Below are 21723 nucleotides of genomic sequence, written 5' to 3' on the forward strand. Positions count from 1 at the left end.
GGTTGTTGTGAATGGTGCCACTGAGACTGAGGGTCAACCCGACCACCGAAACCATCACCTCGACGGTGTCAGGTGTATATACCCCGGTACGGGGATCTCTTGTCGTAGTGCTAGGGTGTAGTGTTTGCGGCATACCGAGACGTAGCGATCGTCGCCACCAATAAACACCTGTTGCCCATCATGTATGGGTTTACCCATATCGTCCAAGCGCAGCACCCGATTGGCCTTGCGCCCGCAGTAGCAAATGGTTTTTAATTCAATTAATTTATCCGCCCAGGCCAAAAGAAATAGGCTGCCGGGAAATAATTCCCCGCGAAAATCCGTTCTTAATCCATAACAAAGTACCGGGATTTCCAATTGATCAACCACCTCGCAAAGTCCATTTACCTGTTCGCGGGTTAAAAACTGGCTTTCGTCTACCAGCACACAATGCAACGGTTGCTGCTGGTGCTCTTGGCTGATAATGGCCATCATGTCGGTATCGGTGTGATAAAGCTGCGCCGGGGAGGAAAGACCAATGCGCGAACTGATCAGCCCGTGACCATCGCGATTATCTATATCAGCGGTAAATACCAGAGTGCGCATGCCGCGCTCCTGGTAATTATACGAAGACTGAAGTAGTGCGGTGGATTTACCCGCGTTCATTGCAGAATAATAAAAATATAGTTGAGCCATCAACCCATCACTCCGGCAGAAACCATCAGGATAATAAATATTGCCGTAAGTGTATCATAATGTTTAACGCACGGGACCGGTATCACGCAGCGGCGGCCCCACCCGGTTAGGCCAGGCACGCAGCGGTCACAAGGTTAATAATGTAGACCCGCTAAGGTCGAATAAAATCTCAGTAATTTTACTGAATCATTTCTATGCCTGTTTACCATTCACTGGCTAGTGATTTGTTACCTTCCGTCGGTATGTGCAACAGGTCACTAACTGTCTTTTTGCCGCCCGCGTTTAATCAGAATGTTATAAACCCGCGTTTTTCAACCGATATAAACATGCCTCATAATGAAACGGTAGGTGCAATATGTGCTGCCGCCCGCTCTGGCGCTGGAAATCCCCACAACACGAATCAATTTGTCATTAGCCTGAATGTTCCTTATATTTACCTTTACCACCGCGATGCGGTTTAAAAAAAAGATTATTTTTCACTTAACTTACAAACTAGCTATTGCAGAAAAGAAACTACCGCTCTATTATTACCTCGACGCCCCATTTATATTATTCGAGATTAGGACAATGAGCGAAGCACTTAAAATTCTTAACAACATCCGAACTCTGCGTGCGCAAGCTAGAGAATGTACTCTTGAAACTCTGGAAGAAATGCTGGAGAAACTTGAAGTCGTTGTCAACGAACGCCGTGAGGAAGACAGTCAAGTACAGGCTGAAATCGAAGAACGCACCCGCAAATTACAGCAATATCGTGAAATGCTGATTGCTGATGGTATCGATCCGAATGAATTGCTGCAAACCATGAGCGCTGCTAAAGCAACTGGTAAAACGAAACGTGCAGCTCGTCCGGCTAAATACCAGTACATCGATGAGAATGGTGAAAGTAAAACGTGGACCGGCCAAGGCCGTACCCCAGCTGTCATCAAAAAATCGATTGAAGATGAAGGCAAAACGCTGGACGATTTCTTGCTGTAATCCAATATATCACTATTCTAAATACCCGTTTGAATACTCAGCGGGTGTTTTTTTTGCGTTCAAAAACGACAACAAATCACATTATGTGTAAATTATGAGCAGAAAAATTATCCATTGACCTTACGACAGGTATCGCGCCGAAAAACCTCCCCGCCCAAAAGTTATTGGCTACAATATCGAATCATATCCGCAGGATCAAAAAAGGCGGCACTATAGCCACCTCTTCCCGTTGTTATCCAACGACCAAAAACATTGTTGCATTGATTCATTGTTGGTAATAATCACGATACCAATTGACAAAATTTTTGACACCTTCGATTACCGACGTATGCGGTTTAAACCCGGTGGCTCGATACAAAGGCTCGGTATCCGCACTGGTTTCCCTCACATCACCCGGCTGCATCGGCATTAAATTCATTTTTGCCTTAATACCCAATGCATTTTCCAACGCCTGGATGTATTGCATCAATTTCATCGGTTGGCCATTGCCTATATTATATACGCAATAGGGTGCAGAACTGGAGGCGGGAGAACCGGTTTCCACCGTCCAACGGCTATCGATTTGAGGTATCACCTCTTGCAAACGGAAAATCGCTTCGGCTATATCATCAATATAGGTAAAGTCTCGGCACATATCTCCACGGTTATAAACATCAATATCACGTCCGGCTAGCATTGCTTGCGTGAATTTAAACAAAGCCATGTCCGGCCGGCCCCAGGGTCCGTAAACCGTAAAAAAGCGTAACCCAGTAGTAGGAAGTTGATAAAGGTGTGAATAAGTGTGAGACATTAACTCATTGGCTTTTTTGGTGGCCGCATATAATGAAATCGGGTGGTCAACAGCATCATCCGCCGAGAATGGCAGTTTGCGATTTAGGCCATATACTGAGCTAGATGAAGCGTAAAGAAGATGTTCCACCTGGTGATGTCGGCACCCTTCTAGGATATTCAGATGACCAATCAGGTTAGAATCTGCATATGCCAAAGGATTTTGCAACGAATAGCGCACCCCGGCTTGTGCGCCTAAATGGATGACCCGCTGGAATTGACCTTGAGAAAAAAGCTCGGCGATACCCGGTCGATCGGCTAAATCCAACTTGATAAATTGAAACGCATGGTTATCGCGTAAACGATTAAGACGTGAAAGCTTGATATTAACGTCATAATAGTCGTTGAGGTTGTCGATACCCACAACCTCATGACCACCAGCGAGTAAACGCTCGCTGGCATGATAACCAATAAACCCAGCTGCGCCGGTTACCAAAAATTTCATGCTGCCTCTTACTTATATGACGTGAGAGATGCACCGCGTCCAATGCCGTAATAAACAAATCCTCGTGATGCTACACGCTCTGGATCATAAAGATTACGGCCATCAAATATAACGGGTTGTTTCAGGGCTGACTTGATGGTATCAAAATCCGGCGCGCGGAAATTTTGCCATTCGGTACAAATGACCAGCGCATCAGCACCACGAAGCGCAGCTTCTTTGGTCCCCATTAACGCCAGGTCGCTCCTGTCACCATAAATTCGCTGGGTTTCATCCATTGCCTCGGGATCAAACGCCTGCACCCGTGCGCCAGCTTGCCATAACGCTTCCATCAGCACTCGGCTGGAAGCTTCACGCATGTCATCGGTATTAGGTTTGAACGACAGTCCCCAGAGGGCAAAGGTTTTCCCCTGTAAATCTTCACCGAAATGACGCTTGATAAATTGCGGCAGTTTATCTTTTTGCTGATAGTTAACATCTTCCACTGCCTGCAACAGTTTCGGTTGATATCCGATGTGTTCGGAAGTCCGAATCAGCGCCTGGACATCCTTCGGAAAGCAGGAACCACCATAACCGCAACCGGGGTAGATAAAGCTATAACCAATACGCGAATCCGAACCGATCCCCTGACGAACCTTCTCAATATCCGCACCCAGCAATTCTGCCAGGTTAGAGATCTCGTTCATAAAGCTGATCTTGGTGGCCAGCATACAGTTCGCGGCATATTTGGTTAATTCCGCACTGCGGATATCCATTAGGATCATGCGGTCATGATTGCGGTTAAAGGGCTCGTACAGTTCGCGCAACAGATCAACAACGTCATCATTGTCGGTACCCACCACAATGCGTTCTGGACGCATACAGTCCGCTACCGCCGCCCCTTCTTTTAAAAATTCCGGATTGGAAACCACATCGAAGGTCAGCGTGCTATCGCGGCCATTCAGTGTTTCTTGCATGACCGAACGAACTTTTTCCGCCGTGCCTACAGGTACGGTGGATTTATCCAATACCACCTTATGGTCGGTCATATATTGAGCAATAGTACGAGCCACCGCTGTAACATATTTCAGATCGGCCGAGCCATCTTCATCGGGGGGGGTACCCACGGCGATAAACTGCATAACACCGTGATCCACACCGGCCTTGGCATCCGTGGTAAATTGCAGGCGGCCAGATTCATAGTTTTGCTGGACCAGTGGCGTAAGACCCGGTTCGTAAATTGGGATATTACCGTTTTTTAGGTTTTCCACCTTACGTTCATCTACGTCGACGCAAAGAACGTCGTGACCCACTTCCGCCAACACTGCGGCTTGTACTAAACCCACATATCCAATACCAAATACAGTCACTTTCATGTTGAAATTCCCGGTTGAAAATTAACTCTGAAAATATGTAAAATCGTTACTCTACGATGGTTTCTTTAAGCCATTGGGTAAATTCTTCGCCCAACGTTTCATGTCGCATACCATATTCAACAAAGGCTTCCATATAACCCAGTTTGTTACCGCAGTCATGGCTAAGGCCTTTGAGGTGGTAGGCTTCCACCGTTTCCTTTTCCATCAATAACGCGATGGCGTCGGTAAGTTGGATTTCGTTACCCGCTCCGGGAGGCGTTTTTTCCAATAGCGGCCAAATATCGGCTGACAACACGTAACGCCCTACCACCGACAGGTTAGACGGTGCTTCATCGGCCGCTGGTTTTTCCACCACATTCACCATGGGTGCACTCTCACCCGGTTGCAGTTCACGGCCCTGAATATCCACTACGCCATAATTGGTGACGTCATCAACGGGTTCAACCATGATTTGGCTACGGCCGGTCTGAGAAAAACGGGCCAGCATTTCGCTAAGGTTCTCGGTTTTCAGATTAGATTCATATTCATCGATAATAACGTCAGGCAGTATAACGGCCACGGGTTCGTCACCCACCAGCGGATGTGCGCACATCACCGCATGGCCCAGACCTTTAGCCAACCCCTGGCGAACCTGCATAATGGTGACATGAGGCGGACAGATGGCTTGGATTTCGGCCAATAGCTGGCGCTTAACGCGTTTTTCCAGCATAGCTTCCAGTTCAAAACTGGTATCGAAGTGGTTTTCAATCGAGTTTTTGGATGAATGAGTAACCAGGATGATTTCGTTAATACCTGCGGCGATACACTCGTTAACAACGTACTGAATCAGCGGCTTATCTACCAATGGAAGCATCTCTTTAGGAATAGCTTTGGTTGCCGGCAGCATTCGCGTTCCCAATCCCGCAACCGGTATTACGGCTTTTGTAACTTTGGTATTATTAGTAGACATCAACCACCTCTCTTCTATCATCAAAATAATAAATTTAATTATTTAATTTCAAACCTATCAAGTATACCAGCTTACCAAAAAGGTGCTCAATGAAAGGAGGGGTTTGATGAGAATTTAGGACAATTACCCATATTGGAATGGTTTAAAAATTAATAACTTGCTGGTTCAAATAAGCAGTAACCGGCTGTAAGGGCAACCGGTGGTGAATTATTCAGCGGACAGCATTAATCTTAACTTACCGCCCGCGCCCCAGACCTGACATTGCCAGGCAGTGCAATTCAGGCTCACCTGGTTAAGATAAGCACTGTTCATGGTGCCTAGCGGTACGCCGCTATTTAACTGTATTTGTTGGTTATTGGCGTTCAGCGTCGCATTCAGTCCCGCCGATACCAGAATCAAGTTATTCAAGCCACGGTGATAATATCCCACCAGCAAAGGAAATTGGCCGTCAAGATTGGCTTTGCGCAATAATTGGTTCACCTGCTTAAGCAGCGTAGACAACTCAGGCAACTTATGTGCTCTATTAGCCATATGCGCCTGTAGCAAACCGTTAAATAATGCACGTAACAGCAGGGCCGCCAGTACCCCATTTTCCTCGGCGCGGGTGACATCCAGACAATAAAAGGCCAAATCATGCTCTGAAAGTGCAGCAATATCCAAGACCATGCCCGGCTGTTCAGCCACGGTTAATTGCCGATAATTTACTCGGCAACGGGCTATATATTGTTGGACCGGTGGCTGGAGTTGCTTAAGCAGTTTAGCCGCAGCCCCAGGATGCTGGCTAAGTGCGTCCCAGTCCTGAAATAGCTGTTCCTCTTCATCCACCTGCGAGGTGAACATATCGGGGTAAAGGCACGCGAGCACCGTTTCGCGTAGGCGAACAAAGTCATCCACTGGTTTGAGCAACACATCCTGAACCCCAAGACGCAAAACTTTCGCGATATCTGTCATTTGATCGGTACCGGAAACCACCAGCACCGGTGTCGCAGCATCCACCGCGCGAAAACGTTCCACGAAGGTCAACCCGTCCATTTCCCCCATTTCCAAATCACATATCACCAGATCAGGACGGATGGATGGCAACAAGTTGAGCGCCTCGCGTCCGTGGTTGACTTGATGCACCAGTGCTCCCAGCGACGTCAGAAATTCAGATAGTACGGACCGAAATACAGCCTCGTCCTCCACAATCAAAATTTGTTTGTTTACTAACGGATTCGCCATTAAAGACCCCTTGCCGCGATCAGCTTCGCCGTGGCTCAGCCATACCACATTTACTTTAAGAAATGTCAGGGGTTACGAGTGTTGCCTACTATACTTTTATCCGTATGTTCCACCTTTTACCTTGTGACGTATCTAACGCCCCCTGATAACCTTTTTAACCCCCCCGGAGAGCGTCGACGACAGCGTTAAAATGATGCTACTTTACTAAGGAGCCTAGTCGCCATTAGGTAAAAAAGCATCATATCGGGGCAAAATGATGGAGCTTTGTCGGCAGCTTTACAAGGTTAAATAGCCATTTCATTGAAATTTCGTATCATTAGTGGTTCAAAAGTATTACGTTTTTGCTTAGACTTACCCCGAGTTAGGCGCTAAAAAATCTCAGCATTTTTGCCAGATTGTGGTGCGAAAAATCCTAATTATCGTTTTTATATCTCGGGATAAACCCCCTCGATCCCACACCCAACAGACACCACCATCAACCGAGGTTATGTGGAAAATTTGTGTCCTTGCCAAAGCGGTGTAGATTTCCAGCACTGCTGCGCTCCGCTGATAGCCGGAACTCGGCAACCGGAGCGGCCCGTCGAATTAATGCGTTCACGTTATACCGCCTTTGTACTGCAAAATGTGGATTACCTGATTGCCACCTGGTATCCGGACTGCAAGGCGGCCCAGTGGCGTAGTGAAATTTCCGCAAATTTCGCCACTACGCAGTGGCTTGGACTGGCTATTTTGCACACGACAGAGGTTAAGCAATCCGATGAAGGCTATGTGGAGTTTATTGCTCGGTTTTATGATGAAGCAAAACAGCAGCCGGGTTTTATTCATGAGCGCTCCCGCTTTGTCCGAATGGCTGAACGCTGGTATTATGTGGACGGTGTGCATAAGTTGCCCGCTAGAAATGACCCCTGCCCCTGCGGTTCGGGTAAAAAATTCAAAAAGTGCTGTGGCGGCTAAACCGAAATATGTGCTCGGCATTCCACAACCTTTTATCATTAGTTCAGTATGTACAGGATTGGCACGTTAATGCAGTCGCAAAATATCCAACGAAAAATATTACGTACTATTTGCCCGGACGAGAAGGGTTTGATTGCACAAATCACCAGCATTTGTTTCAGTCACAATTTGAATATCGTGCAAAATAATGAATATGTTGATCACCGCAGCGGGCGTTTTTTTATGCGTACCGAGCTCGAAGGGGTGTTTGATGATCAACGTCTGCTGGACGACCTCGATCGGGTATTGCCTCAGGGCACGATTCGAGAGTTGAAATATGCCGGCCGGCGGCGAATCGTGGTTCTGGTGACCAAAGAGGCGCATTGTCTGGGTGATCTGTTGATGAAAAGCGCCTACGGCGGTCTGGACGTGGATATCGCTGCCGTTATTGGTAATCATGATACGCTGCGTACCCTGGTCGAGCGTTTCGCGATTCCGTTTCATTTGGTCAGCCATGAAGGCTTTAGCCGCGAGGAACATGACGAGCACATGGCGGAGACAATTGATACCTATGCACCGGATTATGTGGTGTTGGCAAAGTATATGCGCGTGTTAACGCCGACATTTGTCCGCCGTTATCCCAATAAGCTTATCAATATCCACCATTCGTTCCTCCCCGCCTTTATTGGCGCCCGCCCTTATCATCAGGCTTACGAACGCGGCGTCAAGATCATCGGCGCCACGGCACATTACGTTAATGACAATCTTGATGAAGGGCCGATTATTAGCCAGGATGTCATTAACGTGGACCACACTTATACTGCGGAAGATATGATGCGTGCCGGCCGTGATGTGGAAAAAAATGTTTTGAGCCGGGCGTTATACCGCGTATTGGCACAGCGGGTATTTGTCTATGGCAACCGCACCATTATTCTCTAGCATGTAAATGACGCTGCCCACGAACTTTTACGTGGGCAACAGTTTCACAATGGCGGCTTTTGCCGCCTTATGTTGAAAAAACCGGCAAGTGAATCATTATAGAGATATTTACTCTTTACACTGTGCCTTTATTTGATATGATGCGCCCCGCTTAACGCGATAATACCGATACCCCTGGTGGGGTTCCCGAGCGGCCAAAGGGAGCAGACTGTAAATCTGCCGTCACTGACTTCGAAGGTTCGAATCCTTCCCCCACCACCATTTCACAGAGTCACACCCGCCTTATCAACGCCACCAAATTAACAGACTTCCCATTAGGGGGAGGATGAGAACCTTCGACCAAGGTTCGAGCCGAGCGTAGCGAGACAACGATGCATTGCATCGGCCCGCAGGGTGAGGAACGCAGTGACGAATTATCCTTCCCCCACCACCATTTCACAGAGTCACACCCGCCTTATCAACACCACCAAATTAACAGACTTCCCATTAGGGGGAGGATGAGAACCTTCGACCAAGGTTCGAGCCGAGCGTAGCGAGACAACGATGCGTTGCATCGGCCCACCAAGGTTCGAGCCGATGCATTTGAAAGCACGCCTTTTTCTGCTACCATCATTCAACCTTCTTTTCGATGGCGTGCATAATGAAGTTTGTCTCCTTTAACATCAATGGCCTGCGTGCCAGACCACATCAATTGGCAGCGATAATCGAGCAACATCAGCCCGATGTTATCGGCCTGCAGGAAACCAAAGTCCACGATGACATGTTCCCGCTTGAGGATGTTAGCAAGTATGGTTATCACGTTTATTATCATGGGCAAAAAGGCCACTACGGCGTAGCGCTACTTAGCCGCGAGGCGCCATTGGCCATCCGTAAGGGTTTCGTCACCGATGAACTTGACGCCCAGCGCCGAATCATTATGGCGGATTTCACCACACCACAGGGGATCCTCACGGTAGTGAATGGCTATTTCCCTCAAGGGGAAAGTCGCGATCACCCCATAAAATTTCCGGCCAAACAACGGTTTTATCAGGATCTGCAGCACTACGTAGAACAAAATCACCATGCCCAATCACTGCTGTTGATTATGGGTGATATCAATATCAGCCCCACCGATTTGGATATCGGTATCGGGGAGGAAAACCGTAAGCGCTGGTTACGCACCGGCAAGTGTTCCTTTTTGCCCGAAGAACGGCAATGGCTTGCCCGGTTACAAGATTGGGGATTAATTGATACCTTCCGTCAACAGTATCCCGATAGCGCCGACCGCTTCTCATGGTTTGACTACCGCTCACGTGGGTTCGATGAAAACCGGGGTCTGCGCATCGACTTGCTACTAGCCTCCAAACCACTGGCCGAGGCTTGTGCTGCCGTTGGCATCGATTATGACATCCGCGCCATGGAAAAACCGTCAGACCATGCGCCCATTTGGGCTGATTTTACGCTGTAATCCAGAGACTGGCCTGGGGCTGGCCAATGAATCGACTGCTGTAAGTCAGTCCGGTTCAGGAGGTAGCCGCCATAATGGTGACATTGTCACTATTATGGCTTTGCCGCAGGTTTGCGTGATTTTTTCGGTGTCGACCGCGTCGATTTAGCGCTGGCAGTCTTGCCGCCCGACGAACGTATGGCCGCAGGAAGTCCTCGCAGCGAAGGAGGCGACGGTTGCTGGCGGGCCTGGATAATCAGACCATGCAACGTTTGGGTCAACGGTTGCATAAAATCCTCATAACGGCACTGTTTTTCACTGATTTTGGTTAAGGTCGCTTCCCAATGGGCGGTCATGTCAGGGCTGGCGGCACTCTGCGGCAATGCGTGGATCAGACCACGTCCAGTTGGGCTAGAAAGAATATTCCGACCTTTTTTGAATAAAAAACCACGGTTAAACAACAATTCAATAATTCCAGCACGGGTTGCTTCAGTTCCCAAACCGTCGGTGGCCCGCAGGATTTTTTTCAATTCCTTATCCTGAACAAACCGCGCAATACCGGTCATGGCTGACAGCAGCGTCGCATCGTTAAACGGCCTGGGCGGTTGGGTTTCACGGGAAACAACTTCACCGGACTCACATAACAACTGGTCACCTTTAGCCACCACGGGCAGCGGCGTACCATCATTTTCTTCATCACGTTCCTTACCGCCCAACAACGTGCGCCAGCCCGCTTCGGCTAAAAACCGCGCCTTGGCGACAAACTTGCCGCCAGCAATATCCACGTTGATCACGCAGCGGCGAAATACTGCGTCAGCGCAAAACTGCATCAGATATTGCCGCGCCACCAGGGCATAAACCCGCTGTTCGTTCTCGGTTAACGAGATTTTACCGGCGCGGGCGGTGGGGATGATGGCATGATGTGCATCAACCTTCTTATCATCCCAGCAACGATTTTTCTGGGTAGGATTAAGGGTGGCCTGTTCCATCAGCCCCGGCTGGTGTGCCGTAATCGCGTTTAGCACTGCCTGTCGGCCGGCAAAATGCTCTTCTGGCAAATAGCGACAATCGGAACGTGGATAGGTAATCAGCTTGTGAGTCTCGTACAGGCGTTGGCAAACGTCTAGCACCTGTTGAGCGCTAAGCCCATAACGCTTAGCCGCTTCGATTTGCAGCGTGGATAAGGAAAAAGGCAACGGTGGGATTTCCGGATCCTGCTTATCCTGATAGGCAGCAACCCATGCCGGTTGACCGGCAATCCGGGTCACCACATGCTCCGCCAGCGGGCGATGCAGCAGTCGACCTTCTTCATCCTGATAAGATTCGCAGGCATCGCTGGGCACCCATAACGCCACAAAGCGCTCCTGCGCCGGGGTCAGAATATGGGCTTTCACCTCGAAATAGGTTTTCGGAACGAAGTTCTCGATGTCTTCATCGCGCTTGACCACCAAACCCAGCACTGGCGTTTGTACGCGCCCTACGGACAACACCCCCTGATAACCCGCGTTGCGCCCAAGCAACGTATAGGCGCGGGTCATATTAATACCATAGAGCCAATCAGCCCGCGCACGGGCCAATGCGGATACGCACAGCGGGATAAATTCGCGGTTTTCGCGCAGGCGCGAGATCGCCTTACTCACCGCCTGAGGATTTAGATCGTTCACCAGGCAACGCTTGGCATTGCGCCGTTTATCGCCGGACAGCGCCAAATAATCCAGCACCTCATCCACCAGCAATTGTCCTTCACGGTCGGGGTCACCGGCATGAATGACTTCAGTGGCTTCAGCCAACAATCTTTTCACCACGTTTAACTGCTTAAGCACCGAGGGACGCGGTTGTAGTTGCCATTTATCCGGTACTATCGGTAAGTCTGCCAGCGACCAGCGCGCGTATCGCCCATCGTAGGCATCCGGTTGTGCCTGCTCGAGCAGATGACCAATACACCAGGTCACCATATGATCCGGCCCACAGGCAATAAACCCGTCGCCACGGCGATGGGGTTGAGGTAGAACATCGGCAATGGCCCGCGCCAGGCTGGGTTTTTCAGCGATAAAAAGCTGCATCATGCACCATCACATTTCACCCTTTGACGTCTTGTCATGTCTTTATCTGCGGGCAGTAGAATACCATCGTTGTCCGCGTCAGGCCACGCGGGCCGATGGCAACCTGGTTAAAAATGGCGGACAAACGGCTCGATCGCCGGTGGGATCTGCGCGCTGGACGCTTTTAGCTGCGGGGTGCCCAGGTAGAGGAAACCGACAATTTCATCGTGATCGCGACAGCCAAAAGCCTGTTTCACCTCAGGCTGAGTCGCCCAAAGGCCGGTGCGCCAGATGCCATTGAACCCCTGGGCCAATGCCGCCATTTGCATTGCCTGTACTGCGCACCCGGCCGAAACCACCTGCTCCCAATGGGGCACGTTAGTCTGGGTATCGCACCACGCCAGCACCGCGATAATCAGCGGCGCACGAAACGGTGCCTGCACGGCTTTTTCCACACCTTTCTCGTCCATTCCAACAATGAGCGCCGACTGATGCAGTAATTTGCTAAAACGTGCAAGCCCCTCCCCTTCAATGATCACAAACCGCCAAGGCTGAAGTGTACCGTGATCGGGTGCCCGCATCCCGGCACGGATAATATTGTCCAGAATTTCCCCTGAGGGCGCGGGTTCAATGAGCCTTTTGGCGGAACGGCGATGTAACAATAGTTCTAATGCATCCATTATTTTACTCCTGAAATGTAGGCTGTCGGTGACTCGCTGCCCCCATGCGAGGCCATTCGCAGGAAACAGTATGACGTTTTTTTGTCGATACTTTTATTATCTTTAGTGCTGACTTTTGCCGAGGGGATCTTTAGGATACCTGTCTTTGCTGTCAGATAGGTCTTATCACTAAAAATTAACCCTCCCGGCGTTGATGTTAAATGCGTCCGGTAAGATTTTACATTATGATTCCTGCAAACGTAGTTTTTATGGAGAGCACATGCGCACATTGTGGCGAATAATATCCGGCCCGTTCAAGTGGTGCTGGCGTTTGTTGAATTTCATCCGCGAATTCATTCTAAATCTGTTTCTGATTTTTATCATTGTCGTGTGCGTGGGCGTTTATCTACAAACCCATCGTTCATCACCTGAGCCTGATAAAGGTGCGCTGTTGGTCGACCTTGCCGGCGTGGTGGTTGAAAAGCCTTCGGTTAAGAACAAGTTAAGTCAGATAGGCCGAGAATTGCTGGGTGCATCCAGTAATCGACTGCAGGAAAACGCCTTATTTGATTTGGTGGATATGCTGCGCCAGGCTAAAACCGATAAAAACATTACCGGGTTGGTGCTTTCACTGAAGGATTTTGTCGGGGCCGATCAGGTATCGCTGCAATATATCGGCAAAGCACTGCGGGAATTTCGCGATAGCGGCAAGCCTATTTATGCCATTGGCGACAGTTATAATCAGGCACAATATTACCTGGCCAGCTTTGCCAATAAAATCTACCTAACGCCGCAGGGTGCCGTGGATCTGCATGGCCTCGCGACCAACAGCCTTTACTACAAGTCGTTGCTGGACAAGTTGAAAGTCAGCACGCACATCTTCCGCGTCGGTACCTATAAATCCGCCGTTGAGCCCTTCATGCGTGATGATATGTCACCCGATGCCCGCGACGCGGACTCACGTTGGGTCGGCGTTCTATGGCAAAATTATCTCAATACCGTAGCCGCTAATCGTCAGATCACCCCCCAGCAACTGTTCCCTGGTGCGCAAACCATGCTCGCCGACCTGCGTTCAGTCGATGGCGATACCGCACAGTTCGCCCTGAAAAATAAATGGGTAGACACCATTGCCTCGCGTTTTAGCATTGAAAGCGACCTGATCAAAGCGTTTGGCTGGAACAAACAGAAAAAAGCGTTTAACGCGGTGAGTATCTATGATTACCGCATGACGCCGGAGCCACAAAAAGGCGGCGAAATTGCGGTGATTTTTGCTAATGGCGCGATCATCGACGGTCCAGAGACCCCGGGATCAGTCGGCAGCGATACCACCACAGGTCAAATTCGCGATGCCCGTCTTGATCCGAATGTCAAAGCGATCATCTTGCGGGTAAACAGTCCCGGCGGCAGCGTCAGTGCCTCCGAGATGATTCGCTCCGAGCTCGAAGCGGCACGTAAGGCAGGCAAGCCGGTGGTGGTCTCTATGGGCGGAATGGCCGCTTCCGGCGGTTATTGGATATCTACGCCGGCCAACTATATCATCGCCAGTCCCAGCACGCTGACCGGCTCGATAGGGATTTTCGGTGTCGTCAATACCTTCGAGAATACCCTGGCCAGCATCGGCGTTCACACCGACGGGGTGGCTACCTCGCCGCTGGCCGATTTGTCAGCGACCAAAGCGTTGCCGCCAGAGTTCTCGCAGATGATGCAGCTTAATATTGAGAACGGTTATAAAAACTTTATTACCCTGGTCGGCAAAGCACGCAATAAAACCCCCGAAGAGGTGGATAAAATTGCTCAAGGCCACGTCTGGGCAGGTACAGATGCAAAAACCAACGGCCTGGTCGACCAACTGGGCGATTTCGATGATGCGGTAGCCAAGGCTGCTGAGCTGGCCAAACTGCAGCAATTTCATCTGAATTGGTATATTGAGGAACCGAGCTTGATCGATCTTATCTTGTCGCAAGCCAGCGTATCGATCTATGCCCATCTGCCGGCCATGATTCAAGCCTTCCTGCCGGTACCCACCAGCCAGGTTAATGCGCTGTTTAATGCCCAACCTGTATTTTTCGCACATCTTACCGATCCACAAAATCGCTACGCTTACTGTCTTTCCTGCGGTGACGTACAATAACCAATAGGGTTCGGTTCGCCGGCCCCTTATTCTCTCCAGGCGCTCTCGGGCGCCTTATTACCTGCAGCACCAAGGCCACGCTGGTTTTATTACCGTTTAGCCGTATAATTACCGCATTGCCCCGTTAACCCCTTATCTCAGACATGTCTAAAAAATCTATTTATGTGGCCTATACCGGCGGCACTATCGGTATGCAACGGTCCGAAAATGGCTATATTCCTGTATCGGGACATTTGCAGCGCCAACTGGCGCTAATGCCTGAGTTTTACCGCGACGAAATGCCTGACTTTACCGTGCATGAGTCTGTGCCGCTAATTGACTCCTCCGATATGAGCCCGGTCGATTGGCAGAATATTGCCCAGGACATCGCGCAAAACTACCACCGCTACGATGGGTTTGTCATACTACACGGCACAGATACCATGGCGTTCACCGCCTCGGCGCTGTCGTTTATGCTGGAAAATCTGAATAAACCGGTAATAGTGACAGGGTCACAGATCCCCCTGGAGGAGCTTCGTTCAGACGGGCAAACCAATTTACTTAACGCGCTGTATCTGGCCGCCAATTATCCGATCAACGAAGTCACACTGTTTTTTAATAATAAAATGTTTCGTGGCAACCGTTCAACCAAGGCGCACGCCGATGGTTTCGATGCCTTTGCCTCCCCCAACCTGCCGCCGTTGCTTGAAGCCGGGATCCATATTCGTCGGCTGGCGGCTGAGCGGCCCCAACCGGTTGGTGCTCAACTGATCGTCCATCCGATAACACCACAGCCGGTGGGGGTCGTTACGCTCTATCCCGGCATTTCCGCCGACGTGGTGGGCAATTTTCTGCGCCAGCCGGTCAAAGCGCTAATTTTACGTTCCTACGGAGTGGGCAACGGCCCACAGCATCCGGCATTACTCAATGAATTGCGCCAAGCGGTGGATCGCGGCAGCGTGGTAGTCAACCTAACGCAATGTTTTTCCGGCCGGGTCAATATGGGGGGCTATGCCACCGGCAACGCTTTGGCGCAGGCCGGCGTCATTAGCGGCTTTGATATGACGGTAGAAGCCAGCCTGACCAAACTGCACTTTTTACTCAGTCAGCAAATGACCTACCCGCCCGAGTTACCTCCGTCACGGCTGCAACCAGCGTTGAGCACGCAGGATATACGCCAGCTAATGCAACAGGACTTACGTGGTGAGTTAACCGCTAACGATTAATCCAGAGGCTGCCATGAGCAAAGCACTATTGCTGATAGATTTACAGAATGATTTCTGCCGCGGCGGCGCACTGGCCGTTCCGGCCGGCGACGATGTTATCGATGTGGCGAATCAGGCCTTGGCATACTGCCAACAGGCGAATATACCCGTTGTCGCGACTCTGGACTGGCATCCAGGCAATCACGGCAGTTTTGCCATCAACGCGGGACATGAGGTTGGCGGCACCGGAATCCTGGACGGCTTGCCACAAGTATGGTGGCCCGCACATTGCGTGCAAGAAAGCGAAGGTGCACGGTTACACCCTCGCTTGAACCAACAAGGGATCACCAAACGCATTTATAAGGGACAGCAGGTAGAGGTTGACAGTTACAGCGCTTTTTTTGATAACGGCCACCGTCGGACCACCGAACTGGACCAGTGGCTACGCGCACGTCATATCACTGAGCTCGTGGTGATGGGCCTGGCGACGGATTATTGCGTGAAATTCACCGTGCTGGACGCCTTAGCGCTGGGTTACACCGTTGAGGTCATCAGTAGCGGGTGTCGCGCCGTTAACCTCGCCCCTACCGACGGCAGTCAGGCGATGGCACAGATGTGCAATCAGGGCGCGTTGGCCGTTACCCTGGATGAATTTTGCCAACGCGCCGCCCCTTGCTGCCGCCCCTTGCTGCCGCCCCTTGCTGATAGTGCCGCACACACGTTAGGGTTTAAACCGCGCCAACGGCGGCGCGTTCCCCTGCAGTTCATCTAACAGTTCACGTTTGCTTTTCATCACCACCCGACCGTCGGTGCCAATGCTCATGTGCTCCGGTTGATGATTATGCCGCGCCTGCCATAACATCACCACCTGCAGACAGTTATCGCGTTGCTCGGCCGTCAGAGCCACACCATCCAACCACTTACCCAGTTCTACCGCCGTTTTTAGCCGCTGGTAAATTTCCGGCGTTACGTTCGCCATTAGCCCATCAACGTCCACGAAAAATTCCTTGCATAAGAATAATTAGCTGAATCGATTAAGTTTGCAATTTTATCGTCACAAAAAAACCGGGCGAACGGCACTCAGTGCCGGGATATTACCCAACGATCTCCTCACCGTTATCCTGATCTTTGAAACGCAACGAGACGGAGTTAACGCAATAACGGGCACCACCAGGTTGGGGACCGTCAGGAAAAACATGGCCAAGATGCGCATCACACCGGGCACAGCGAATCTCCACCCGCTGCATACCGTGCGAGTTATCGTCCAAATAACGGATGGCGTTATCATCTACTGGTTGATAAAAACTCGGCCAGCCGCAGCCTGAGTCATATTTTGTTTCAGAAAAAAACAACGGCGCATGGCAACAAAGACAATGGTATTGGCCGGTGCGCTTATTTTCCAGTAACTTACCGCTAAAGGGCGGTTCGGTGCCCCTCTCCTGAGTGACGTGGCGCTGCATGTCGGTTAAGGAATCAGGCATTAACGGGGTGGGATCATTTTTAGCCATAAGTGCGATTCTCTGCCGGGTAATAAAATGAATAAGGCTCGATCTATCGCATTATAACAAATAATTAACAACGTCGAAGCCATTTTTAGCATAAACTAAGGGACGAGAAACAACGTGAGCGGTAAGTGTGACGCACATCACACTTAGCTGCCAAGTGCAGTTTACACGGCGGGCTCAGGCCTCCATCTTATTCGTAGCTGTGCGGGTAGCGGAATGAACAATTAACGTTCAAAAGGTGCGATTGGGTTTGATTTTTAGCAACAATTGACACGATTCCGCTTGACGCTGCGTGAGGTTTTTGTAAGTTTACAGGCAACCTTTTATTCACTATTAAATAGCTGGTGGAATATATGACTATCAAAGTAGGTATCAACGGTTTCGGCCGTATCGGCCGTATTGTTTTCCGTGCCGCGCAGGAACGTAAAGATCTTGAAATCGTTGCGATCAACGACCTGTTAGATGCTGATTACATGGCTTACATGCTTAAGTACGATTCGACCCACGGTCGTTTCAACGGCACCGTGGAAGTAAAAGATGGCCACCTGGTGGTCAACGGTAAAACCATCCGTGTCACCTCAGAACGTGATCCGGCTAACCTGAAATGGGGTGACGTAGGTGTCGACGTGGTTGCAGAAGCCACGGGTCTTTTCCTGACCGACGAAACTGCGCGTAAGCACATCACTGCCGGCGCCAAAAAAGTCGTTCTGACTGGCCCTTCTAAAGACAGCACCCCAATGTTTGTTATGGGCGTGAACCACAAGTCTTATGATGGTCAGGATATTGTTTCCAATGCGTCATGTACCACCAACTGCCTGGCGCCGTTGGCTAAAGTACTGAATGACAAGTTCGGTATCATTGAAGCACTGATGACGACAGTACATGCTACCACTGCGACTCAGAAAACCGTTGACGGCCCGTCTCATAAAGACTGGCGCGGCGGTCGTGGCGCGTCACAGAATATCATTCCGTCCTCAACTGGCGCCGCCAAGGCTGTGGGTAAAGTTATCCCAGAACTGAATGGTAAATTGACCGGTGTGGCATTCCGCGTTCCGACCCCTAACGTTTCCGTCGTCGATCTGACTGCGCGCATTGAAAAAAGCGCAACGTACGAAGAAATCTGCGCGGCAATGAAAGCCGCAGCTGAAGGCGAACTGAAGGGCGTCATGGGTTATACCGATGAAGCCGTAGTTTCCACCGATTTCAATGGTGAAAAACTGACTTCCGTATTCGATGCCAAAGCCGGTGTTTCACTGAATAAGAATTTTGTGAAACTGGTAGCTTGGTATGATAACGAAACCGGTTACTCTAATAAAGTATTGGATCTGATATCCCATATCGCCAAGTAGTTATCGTCGCTATATCCTCTTGATTTTGCGTTGCACCACGGTGGCATGTGAGCAAACCCGGAGTTGCCTCAGGTAAGTGATTCGGGTGAACGAACGTAGTCAACACGGTTGCAATGTGGGAAAAAATATAGCGTGTACGGCTTATGGTTATAGGGGCGACAGTCATGTCGCCCTTTTTATTTGACTCGCATGTTAACCCAAGAAGGTCCACTCCATGCACGACTCTCTTTTTGCGTTACCGGTTAAAGAGCAACTCTCTGCCACCATCAGCCTGCGCCAGCTGGATGAATTGCCGGTTATCGTTATCGACCATCCCAAAGTAAAAGCTGCCATTACACTACAGGGGGCACATTTATTAGCCTGGCAACCTGCTGGCGAGCAACCCGTGTTGTGGTTAAGTGATATTAGCGAATTTAAAGATGGCGTAGCCATCCGTGGCGGCGTGCCTATCTGCTGGCCCTGGTTCGGAAAGATTGCCAGTCCCAACCATGGTTTTGCGCGTATTTTGCCGTGGCAATTAACCGCGCACCACGAAGACGCCGAACAAGCGACCTTAACGCTAACGCTGAGCGACAGCGCCGTCACCGAGCAATACTGGCCGAAACCGTTTACCTTAAGCGTTACATTTGTGTTGGGTAAAACCTGCAGCATCGAACTGCAAGCCGACGGTGATTTCCAAAACACCAGCGCATTACATACCTATTTCAATATTGGCGACATCGCTCAGGTGAGTGTCGGCGGGTTGGGTACCAGCTATGTTGACAAGGTCAATGGCGGCGTCAGTGCGCGCCAAGATGGGGATGTCACCTTTCTCGGCGAAGTGGATCGGATCTACACCCACCCAGACAGCACCAGCCTGATCCACGACCGGCTGAATAAACGTATCATTGAAGTCCAGCATCAGCATTTTAGTGACGTGGTAGCCTGGAATCCTGGTGCCGAATTAGCGCGTAAAATGAGTGATGTTGCTGATGATGGGTATAAAACCTATGTTTGCGTGGAAACCGCGCGCGTGAATAAACCGCTGCACGCGTCACATGTAGCACCTGCAAAATTGGCGACCCGGTTTAGCGTTCGCAAAGCCTGATTTTTTGCGGTTAGGTTAAAACGGGTGAGTCAGTCAATCTGCCCCACCCGTAGGTTTTACCCAACAGTGTTAGCCCAGTTGCAGGTGTCAGACAAGGATCACACAATATCCAGATGTGTTTTTCGCGCTGGCGCGGGAAAGGCCTTATCCAACGTTTGCAATTGTGCTTCACTCAGAGTCACTGCCAATGCGCCGGCATTCTCTGTGACATGATCAATACTCGTCGCTTTTGGGATAGCCATCACGCCTGGCCGACTGATAACCCATGCTAACAGCACCTGTGCCACGGTAATACCCAACTGATAGGCAATATCTCGTACCGACTGGTTGTCCAGTAAACCGCTGCGCAAATTACCGGCCTGCGCCAGTGGACAATAGGCCATTATTGGCAAAGAACGCTGCTGGCACCAGGGTAGGAGATCAAACTCAATACCCCGTGATGCCAAATGATAAAGCACCTGATCGGTCATGCAGTCGCTACCTCCCGGTAAAGACCACAACTCTTCCATATCCGCGACATCAAGGTTCGACACGCCCCAGCGTTTGATTTTACCCTCCCGCTGCAGTTGTTCCATGGCATCAATGGTATCGGATAATGGAATACCCCCACGCCAGTGCAATAAATAAAGATCGATATAGTCAGTTTGCAGACGACGTAAACTATTTTCACAGGCCACCGCCGCTTTTTGGCCACCGGCGTTTTGTGGGTAGACCTTAGAGACCAGGAACACCTCATCTCGCCGCCCATGAATCGCCTGGCCCACCACCTTTTCTGCCCCGCCATCTGCATACATTTCCGCAGTATCAATTAGCGATAAGCCCAAATCAAGACCATGACGCAATGCGCGGGCTTCGCTGACAACATCGCTATTTCGCTCGCCCATATACCACGTACCCTGACCGATAGCGGGCACAGTCTGCCCATCAGGAAACAGCACCGGATTCTTCGACATACCTCCTCCTGTCATGCCATACTGTCGGGCGGTCAATTTTGGTGCAAATAGAGTGATGTGCACCAAAATGTTGCATGCCCTGCTCTATTTAGAAGCTATAGGTCATACCTACACCGATAAGCGTAGTGGATTTTGCATCCACCATAGGACTATCCTTCACCTCACTACTTAATCGGGTATAGCGCGCCATCAACGAGGCGTTCCAATTTTCATTCAGCGCGTAGATGGCCGTAAGCTCGGCGTAAGGTGACCAGCCGTCACCGGCGTCATAGGCCTTTATTCCGCTGCGCCGGGATTCGCTTTGGCTAACCCCATAATAATAATCATTCTGGTTACTGCTAGCCCAGGAGGCGCCAATGCCTGGCAAAATGGTCAATTTATCGCGATTAAACGGATAAAGATAAGCCAGATCGGCGGTGAGACCATTACTATTATCTAGGATATCGCCCAGAAAAGCGGTGCGGATGATACCCCATTGAGCGCTGTATTTATAACGCAGACCCGCCATCACCGTGCCATCACGCCGATCCAGATGTTTCATATCACCATAATCATTGGAGCTGGGTTTAAAACCGAAAGGTAAATATTCCGCCGTTAAAGACAGTTGATTTTGCGGATCTTTCCATAGGTAGTAGCCGGCACTCAGGCCCTGAAGATAGACACTATCCCCATCATAGTTCACTATGGGGAAGGGTAAGGTCTTATCGTCAGCACCTCTGTATGGGCTGGTCGCGTGCAGCGCGGAAGCGCCCAGTGACCAACTTCCAGCCAGAGCCAACGGTGCGCAAAGGCTGGAGGCCAGTACAATACCGAGCAATGAAAAAGTATGAGTTTTCACAATGGATGCTTCCTGTAGTGTTAAAAAAAAGAGTGTACTACATAAATATAAACAAGAAGTGTAAAGGAAACAGTAGCGGGCTGCCTAATATTTACAGAAATAAACAATAAACATATAAATTATATCTTAATTCTATATATGCTTTTGAATCAGCCAGGATTGGCCTGCAGGCCGCACCAAACAAGGCTTCATGTAAAAACGTTAATTGAGTCATTGATATTACTTAAAAAAT

Annotated in this window: 19 protein-coding genes, 1 tRNA gene, 2 other RNA genes and 1 pseudogene; 12 read left to right on the plus strand and 11 right to left on the minus strand. The window is 50.1% G+C overall.

What is annotated here, in order from left to right:
• Positions 1–54: 54 nt before the first annotated feature.
• Positions 55–675 carry a thymidine kinase gene (locus tag SJI19_RS02620; RefSeq protein WP_323476712.1) on the minus strand — a complete coding sequence of 207 codons (621 nt, stop codon included), beginning with the start codon at positions 673–675 and terminating at the stop codon, positions 55–57.
• Between the two features lie 567 nt (positions 676–1242).
• On the opposite strand from SJI19_RS02620, the gene hns reads away from it, so the two are divergent.
• Positions 1243–1650, plus strand: a complete 408-nt coding sequence (hns, locus tag SJI19_RS02625) for a histone-like nucleoid-structuring protein H-NS (protein WP_323476713.1) — start codon at positions 1243–1245, stop codon at positions 1648–1650.
• Between the two features lie 265 nt (positions 1651–1915).
• On the opposite strand, the gene SJI19_RS02630 is transcribed toward hns, so the two are convergent.
• From SJI19_RS02630 to rssB, 4 genes are all read right to left on the minus strand, one after another.
• Complete coding sequence (locus SJI19_RS02630) at positions 1916–2923, minus strand: NAD-dependent epimerase (RefSeq protein WP_323476714.1); 1008 nt, start codon at positions 2921–2923, stop codon at positions 1916–1918.
• Positions 2924–2931: 8 nt separating this feature from the next.
• Complete coding sequence (locus SJI19_RS02635; RefSeq protein WP_323476715.1) at positions 2932–4275, minus strand: UDP-glucose/GDP-mannose dehydrogenase family protein; 1344 nt, start codon at positions 4273–4275, stop codon at positions 2932–2934.
• Positions 4276–4321: 46 nt separating this feature from the next.
• Positions 4322–5224 carry a UTP--glucose-1-phosphate uridylyltransferase GalU gene (gene galU / locus SJI19_RS02640; RefSeq protein ID WP_323476716.1) on the minus strand — a complete coding sequence of 301 codons (903 nt, stop codon included), beginning with the start codon at positions 5222–5224 and terminating at the stop codon, positions 4322–4324.
• A 207-nt stretch (positions 5225–5431) separates the two neighbouring features.
• Positions 5432–6445: a two-component system response regulator RssB gene (gene rssB, locus SJI19_RS02645; RefSeq protein ID WP_323476717.1), complete on the minus strand. Its 1014-nt coding sequence runs from the start codon at positions 6443–6445 to the stop codon at positions 5432–5434.
• Between the two features lie 489 nt (positions 6446–6934).
• Here rssB and SJI19_RS02650 point away from each other — a divergent pair, with 489 nt between their 5' ends.
• The 6 genes from SJI19_RS02650 (at position 6935) to xthA (ending at position 9764) form a co-directional block, all read left to right on the plus strand.
• Positions 6935–7399, plus strand: coding sequence for a YchJ family protein (locus tag SJI19_RS02650; RefSeq protein ID WP_323476718.1), 465 nt, complete (start codon positions 6935–6937; stop codon positions 7397–7399).
• Between the two features lie 69 nt (positions 7400–7468).
• Positions 7469–8317, plus strand: coding sequence for a formyltetrahydrofolate deformylase (gene purU, locus SJI19_RS02655; RefSeq protein ID WP_323476719.1), 849 nt, complete (start codon positions 7469–7471; stop codon positions 8315–8317).
• Positions 8318–8493: 176 nt separating this feature from the next.
• Positions 8494–8578: transfer RNA gene (locus SJI19_RS02660), tRNA-Tyr, on the plus strand.
• Positions 8579–8621: 43 nt separating this feature from the next.
• Positions 8622–8750: non-coding RNA, RtT sRNA (locus SJI19_RS02665), on the plus strand.
• A gap of 43 nt (positions 8751–8793) precedes the next feature.
• Positions 8794–8926: non-coding RNA, RtT sRNA (locus tag SJI19_RS02670), on the plus strand.
• Between the two features lie 31 nt (positions 8927–8957).
• Positions 8958–9764: an exodeoxyribonuclease III gene (xthA, locus tag SJI19_RS02675; RefSeq protein WP_323476720.1), complete on the plus strand. Its 807-nt coding sequence runs from the start codon at positions 8958–8960 to the stop codon at positions 9762–9764.
• A gap of 92 nt (positions 9765–9856) precedes the next feature.
• On the opposite strand, the gene SJI19_RS02680 is transcribed toward xthA, so the two are convergent.
• Positions 9857–11806 (minus strand): DNA topoisomerase III, encoded by a 1950-nt coding sequence (locus SJI19_RS02680; protein ID WP_323476824.1) that lies wholly within the window; start codon positions 11804–11806, stop codon positions 9857–9859.
• A 107-nt stretch (positions 11807–11913) separates the two neighbouring features.
• Positions 11914–12465 carry an NAD(P)H nitroreductase gene (locus tag SJI19_RS02685; RefSeq protein WP_323476721.1) on the minus strand — a complete coding sequence of 184 codons (552 nt, stop codon included), beginning with the start codon at positions 12463–12465 and terminating at the stop codon, positions 11914–11916.
• A 259-nt stretch (positions 12466–12724) separates the two neighbouring features.
• On the opposite strand from SJI19_RS02685, the gene sppA reads away from it, so the two are divergent.
• From sppA to pncA, 3 genes and pseudogenes are all read left to right on the plus strand, one after another.
• On the plus strand, positions 12725–14575 hold the full coding sequence (gene sppA, locus SJI19_RS02690; RefSeq protein WP_323476722.1) for a signal peptide peptidase SppA: 1851 nt from the start codon (positions 12725–12727) through the stop codon (positions 14573–14575).
• A 143-nt stretch (positions 14576–14718) separates the two neighbouring features.
• A complete protein-coding gene (ansA, locus tag SJI19_RS02695; protein ID WP_323476723.1) occupies positions 14719–15780 on the plus strand; it encodes an asparaginase in 1062 nt (353 codons plus the stop codon).
• Positions 15781–15793: 13 nt separating this feature from the next.
• Positions 15794–16414, plus strand: a pseudogene (gene pncA / locus SJI19_RS02700) (bifunctional nicotinamidase/pyrazinamidase); the annotation flags it as partial.
• Between the two features lie 66 nt (positions 16415–16480).
• Here pncA and SJI19_RS02705 read toward each other — a convergent pair.
• Together SJI19_RS02705 and msrB are read right to left on the minus strand one after the other, a co-directional pair.
• On the minus strand, positions 16481–16756 hold the full coding sequence (locus tag SJI19_RS02705; RefSeq protein ID WP_323476725.1) for a YeaC family protein: 276 nt from the start codon (positions 16754–16756) through the stop codon (positions 16481–16483).
• 97 nt (positions 16757–16853) lie between these two features.
• Positions 16854–17267: a peptide-methionine (R)-S-oxide reductase MsrB gene (gene msrB, locus SJI19_RS02710; protein WP_323476726.1), complete on the minus strand. Its 414-nt coding sequence runs from the start codon at positions 17265–17267 to the stop codon at positions 16854–16856.
• 350 nt (positions 17268–17617) lie between these two features.
• On the opposite strand from msrB, the gene gapA reads away from it, so the two are divergent.
• Together gapA and SJI19_RS02720 are read left to right on the plus strand one after the other, a co-directional pair.
• Positions 17618–18613: a glyceraldehyde-3-phosphate dehydrogenase gene (gapA, locus tag SJI19_RS02715; protein WP_323476727.1), complete on the plus strand. Its 996-nt coding sequence runs from the start codon at positions 17618–17620 to the stop codon at positions 18611–18613.
• A 214-nt stretch (positions 18614–18827) separates the two neighbouring features.
• A complete protein-coding gene (locus SJI19_RS02720; RefSeq protein ID WP_323476728.1) occupies positions 18828–19700 on the plus strand; it encodes a D-hexose-6-phosphate mutarotase in 873 nt (290 codons plus the stop codon).
• Between the two features lie 98 nt (positions 19701–19798).
• On the opposite strand, the gene SJI19_RS02725 is transcribed toward SJI19_RS02720, so the two are convergent.
• Together SJI19_RS02725 and SJI19_RS02730 are read right to left on the minus strand one after the other, a co-directional pair.
• Positions 19799–20653 carry an aldo/keto reductase gene (locus tag SJI19_RS02725; RefSeq protein ID WP_323476729.1) on the minus strand — a complete coding sequence of 285 codons (855 nt, stop codon included), beginning with the start codon at positions 20651–20653 and terminating at the stop codon, positions 19799–19801.
• A gap of 88 nt (positions 20654–20741) precedes the next feature.
• The gene (locus tag SJI19_RS02730) at positions 20742–21491 is read right to left on the minus strand and encodes a MipA/OmpV family protein (RefSeq protein ID WP_323476730.1); all 750 of its coding nucleotides are present in this window, start codon (positions 21489–21491) and stop codon (positions 20742–20744) included.
• Between the last annotated feature and the right edge of the window lie 232 nt (positions 21492–21723).

The organism is Acerihabitans sp. TG2 (assembly GCF_035013185.1).
Taxonomy (GTDB): Bacteria; Pseudomonadota; Gammaproteobacteria; order Enterobacterales; family Enterobacteriaceae; genus Acerihabitans.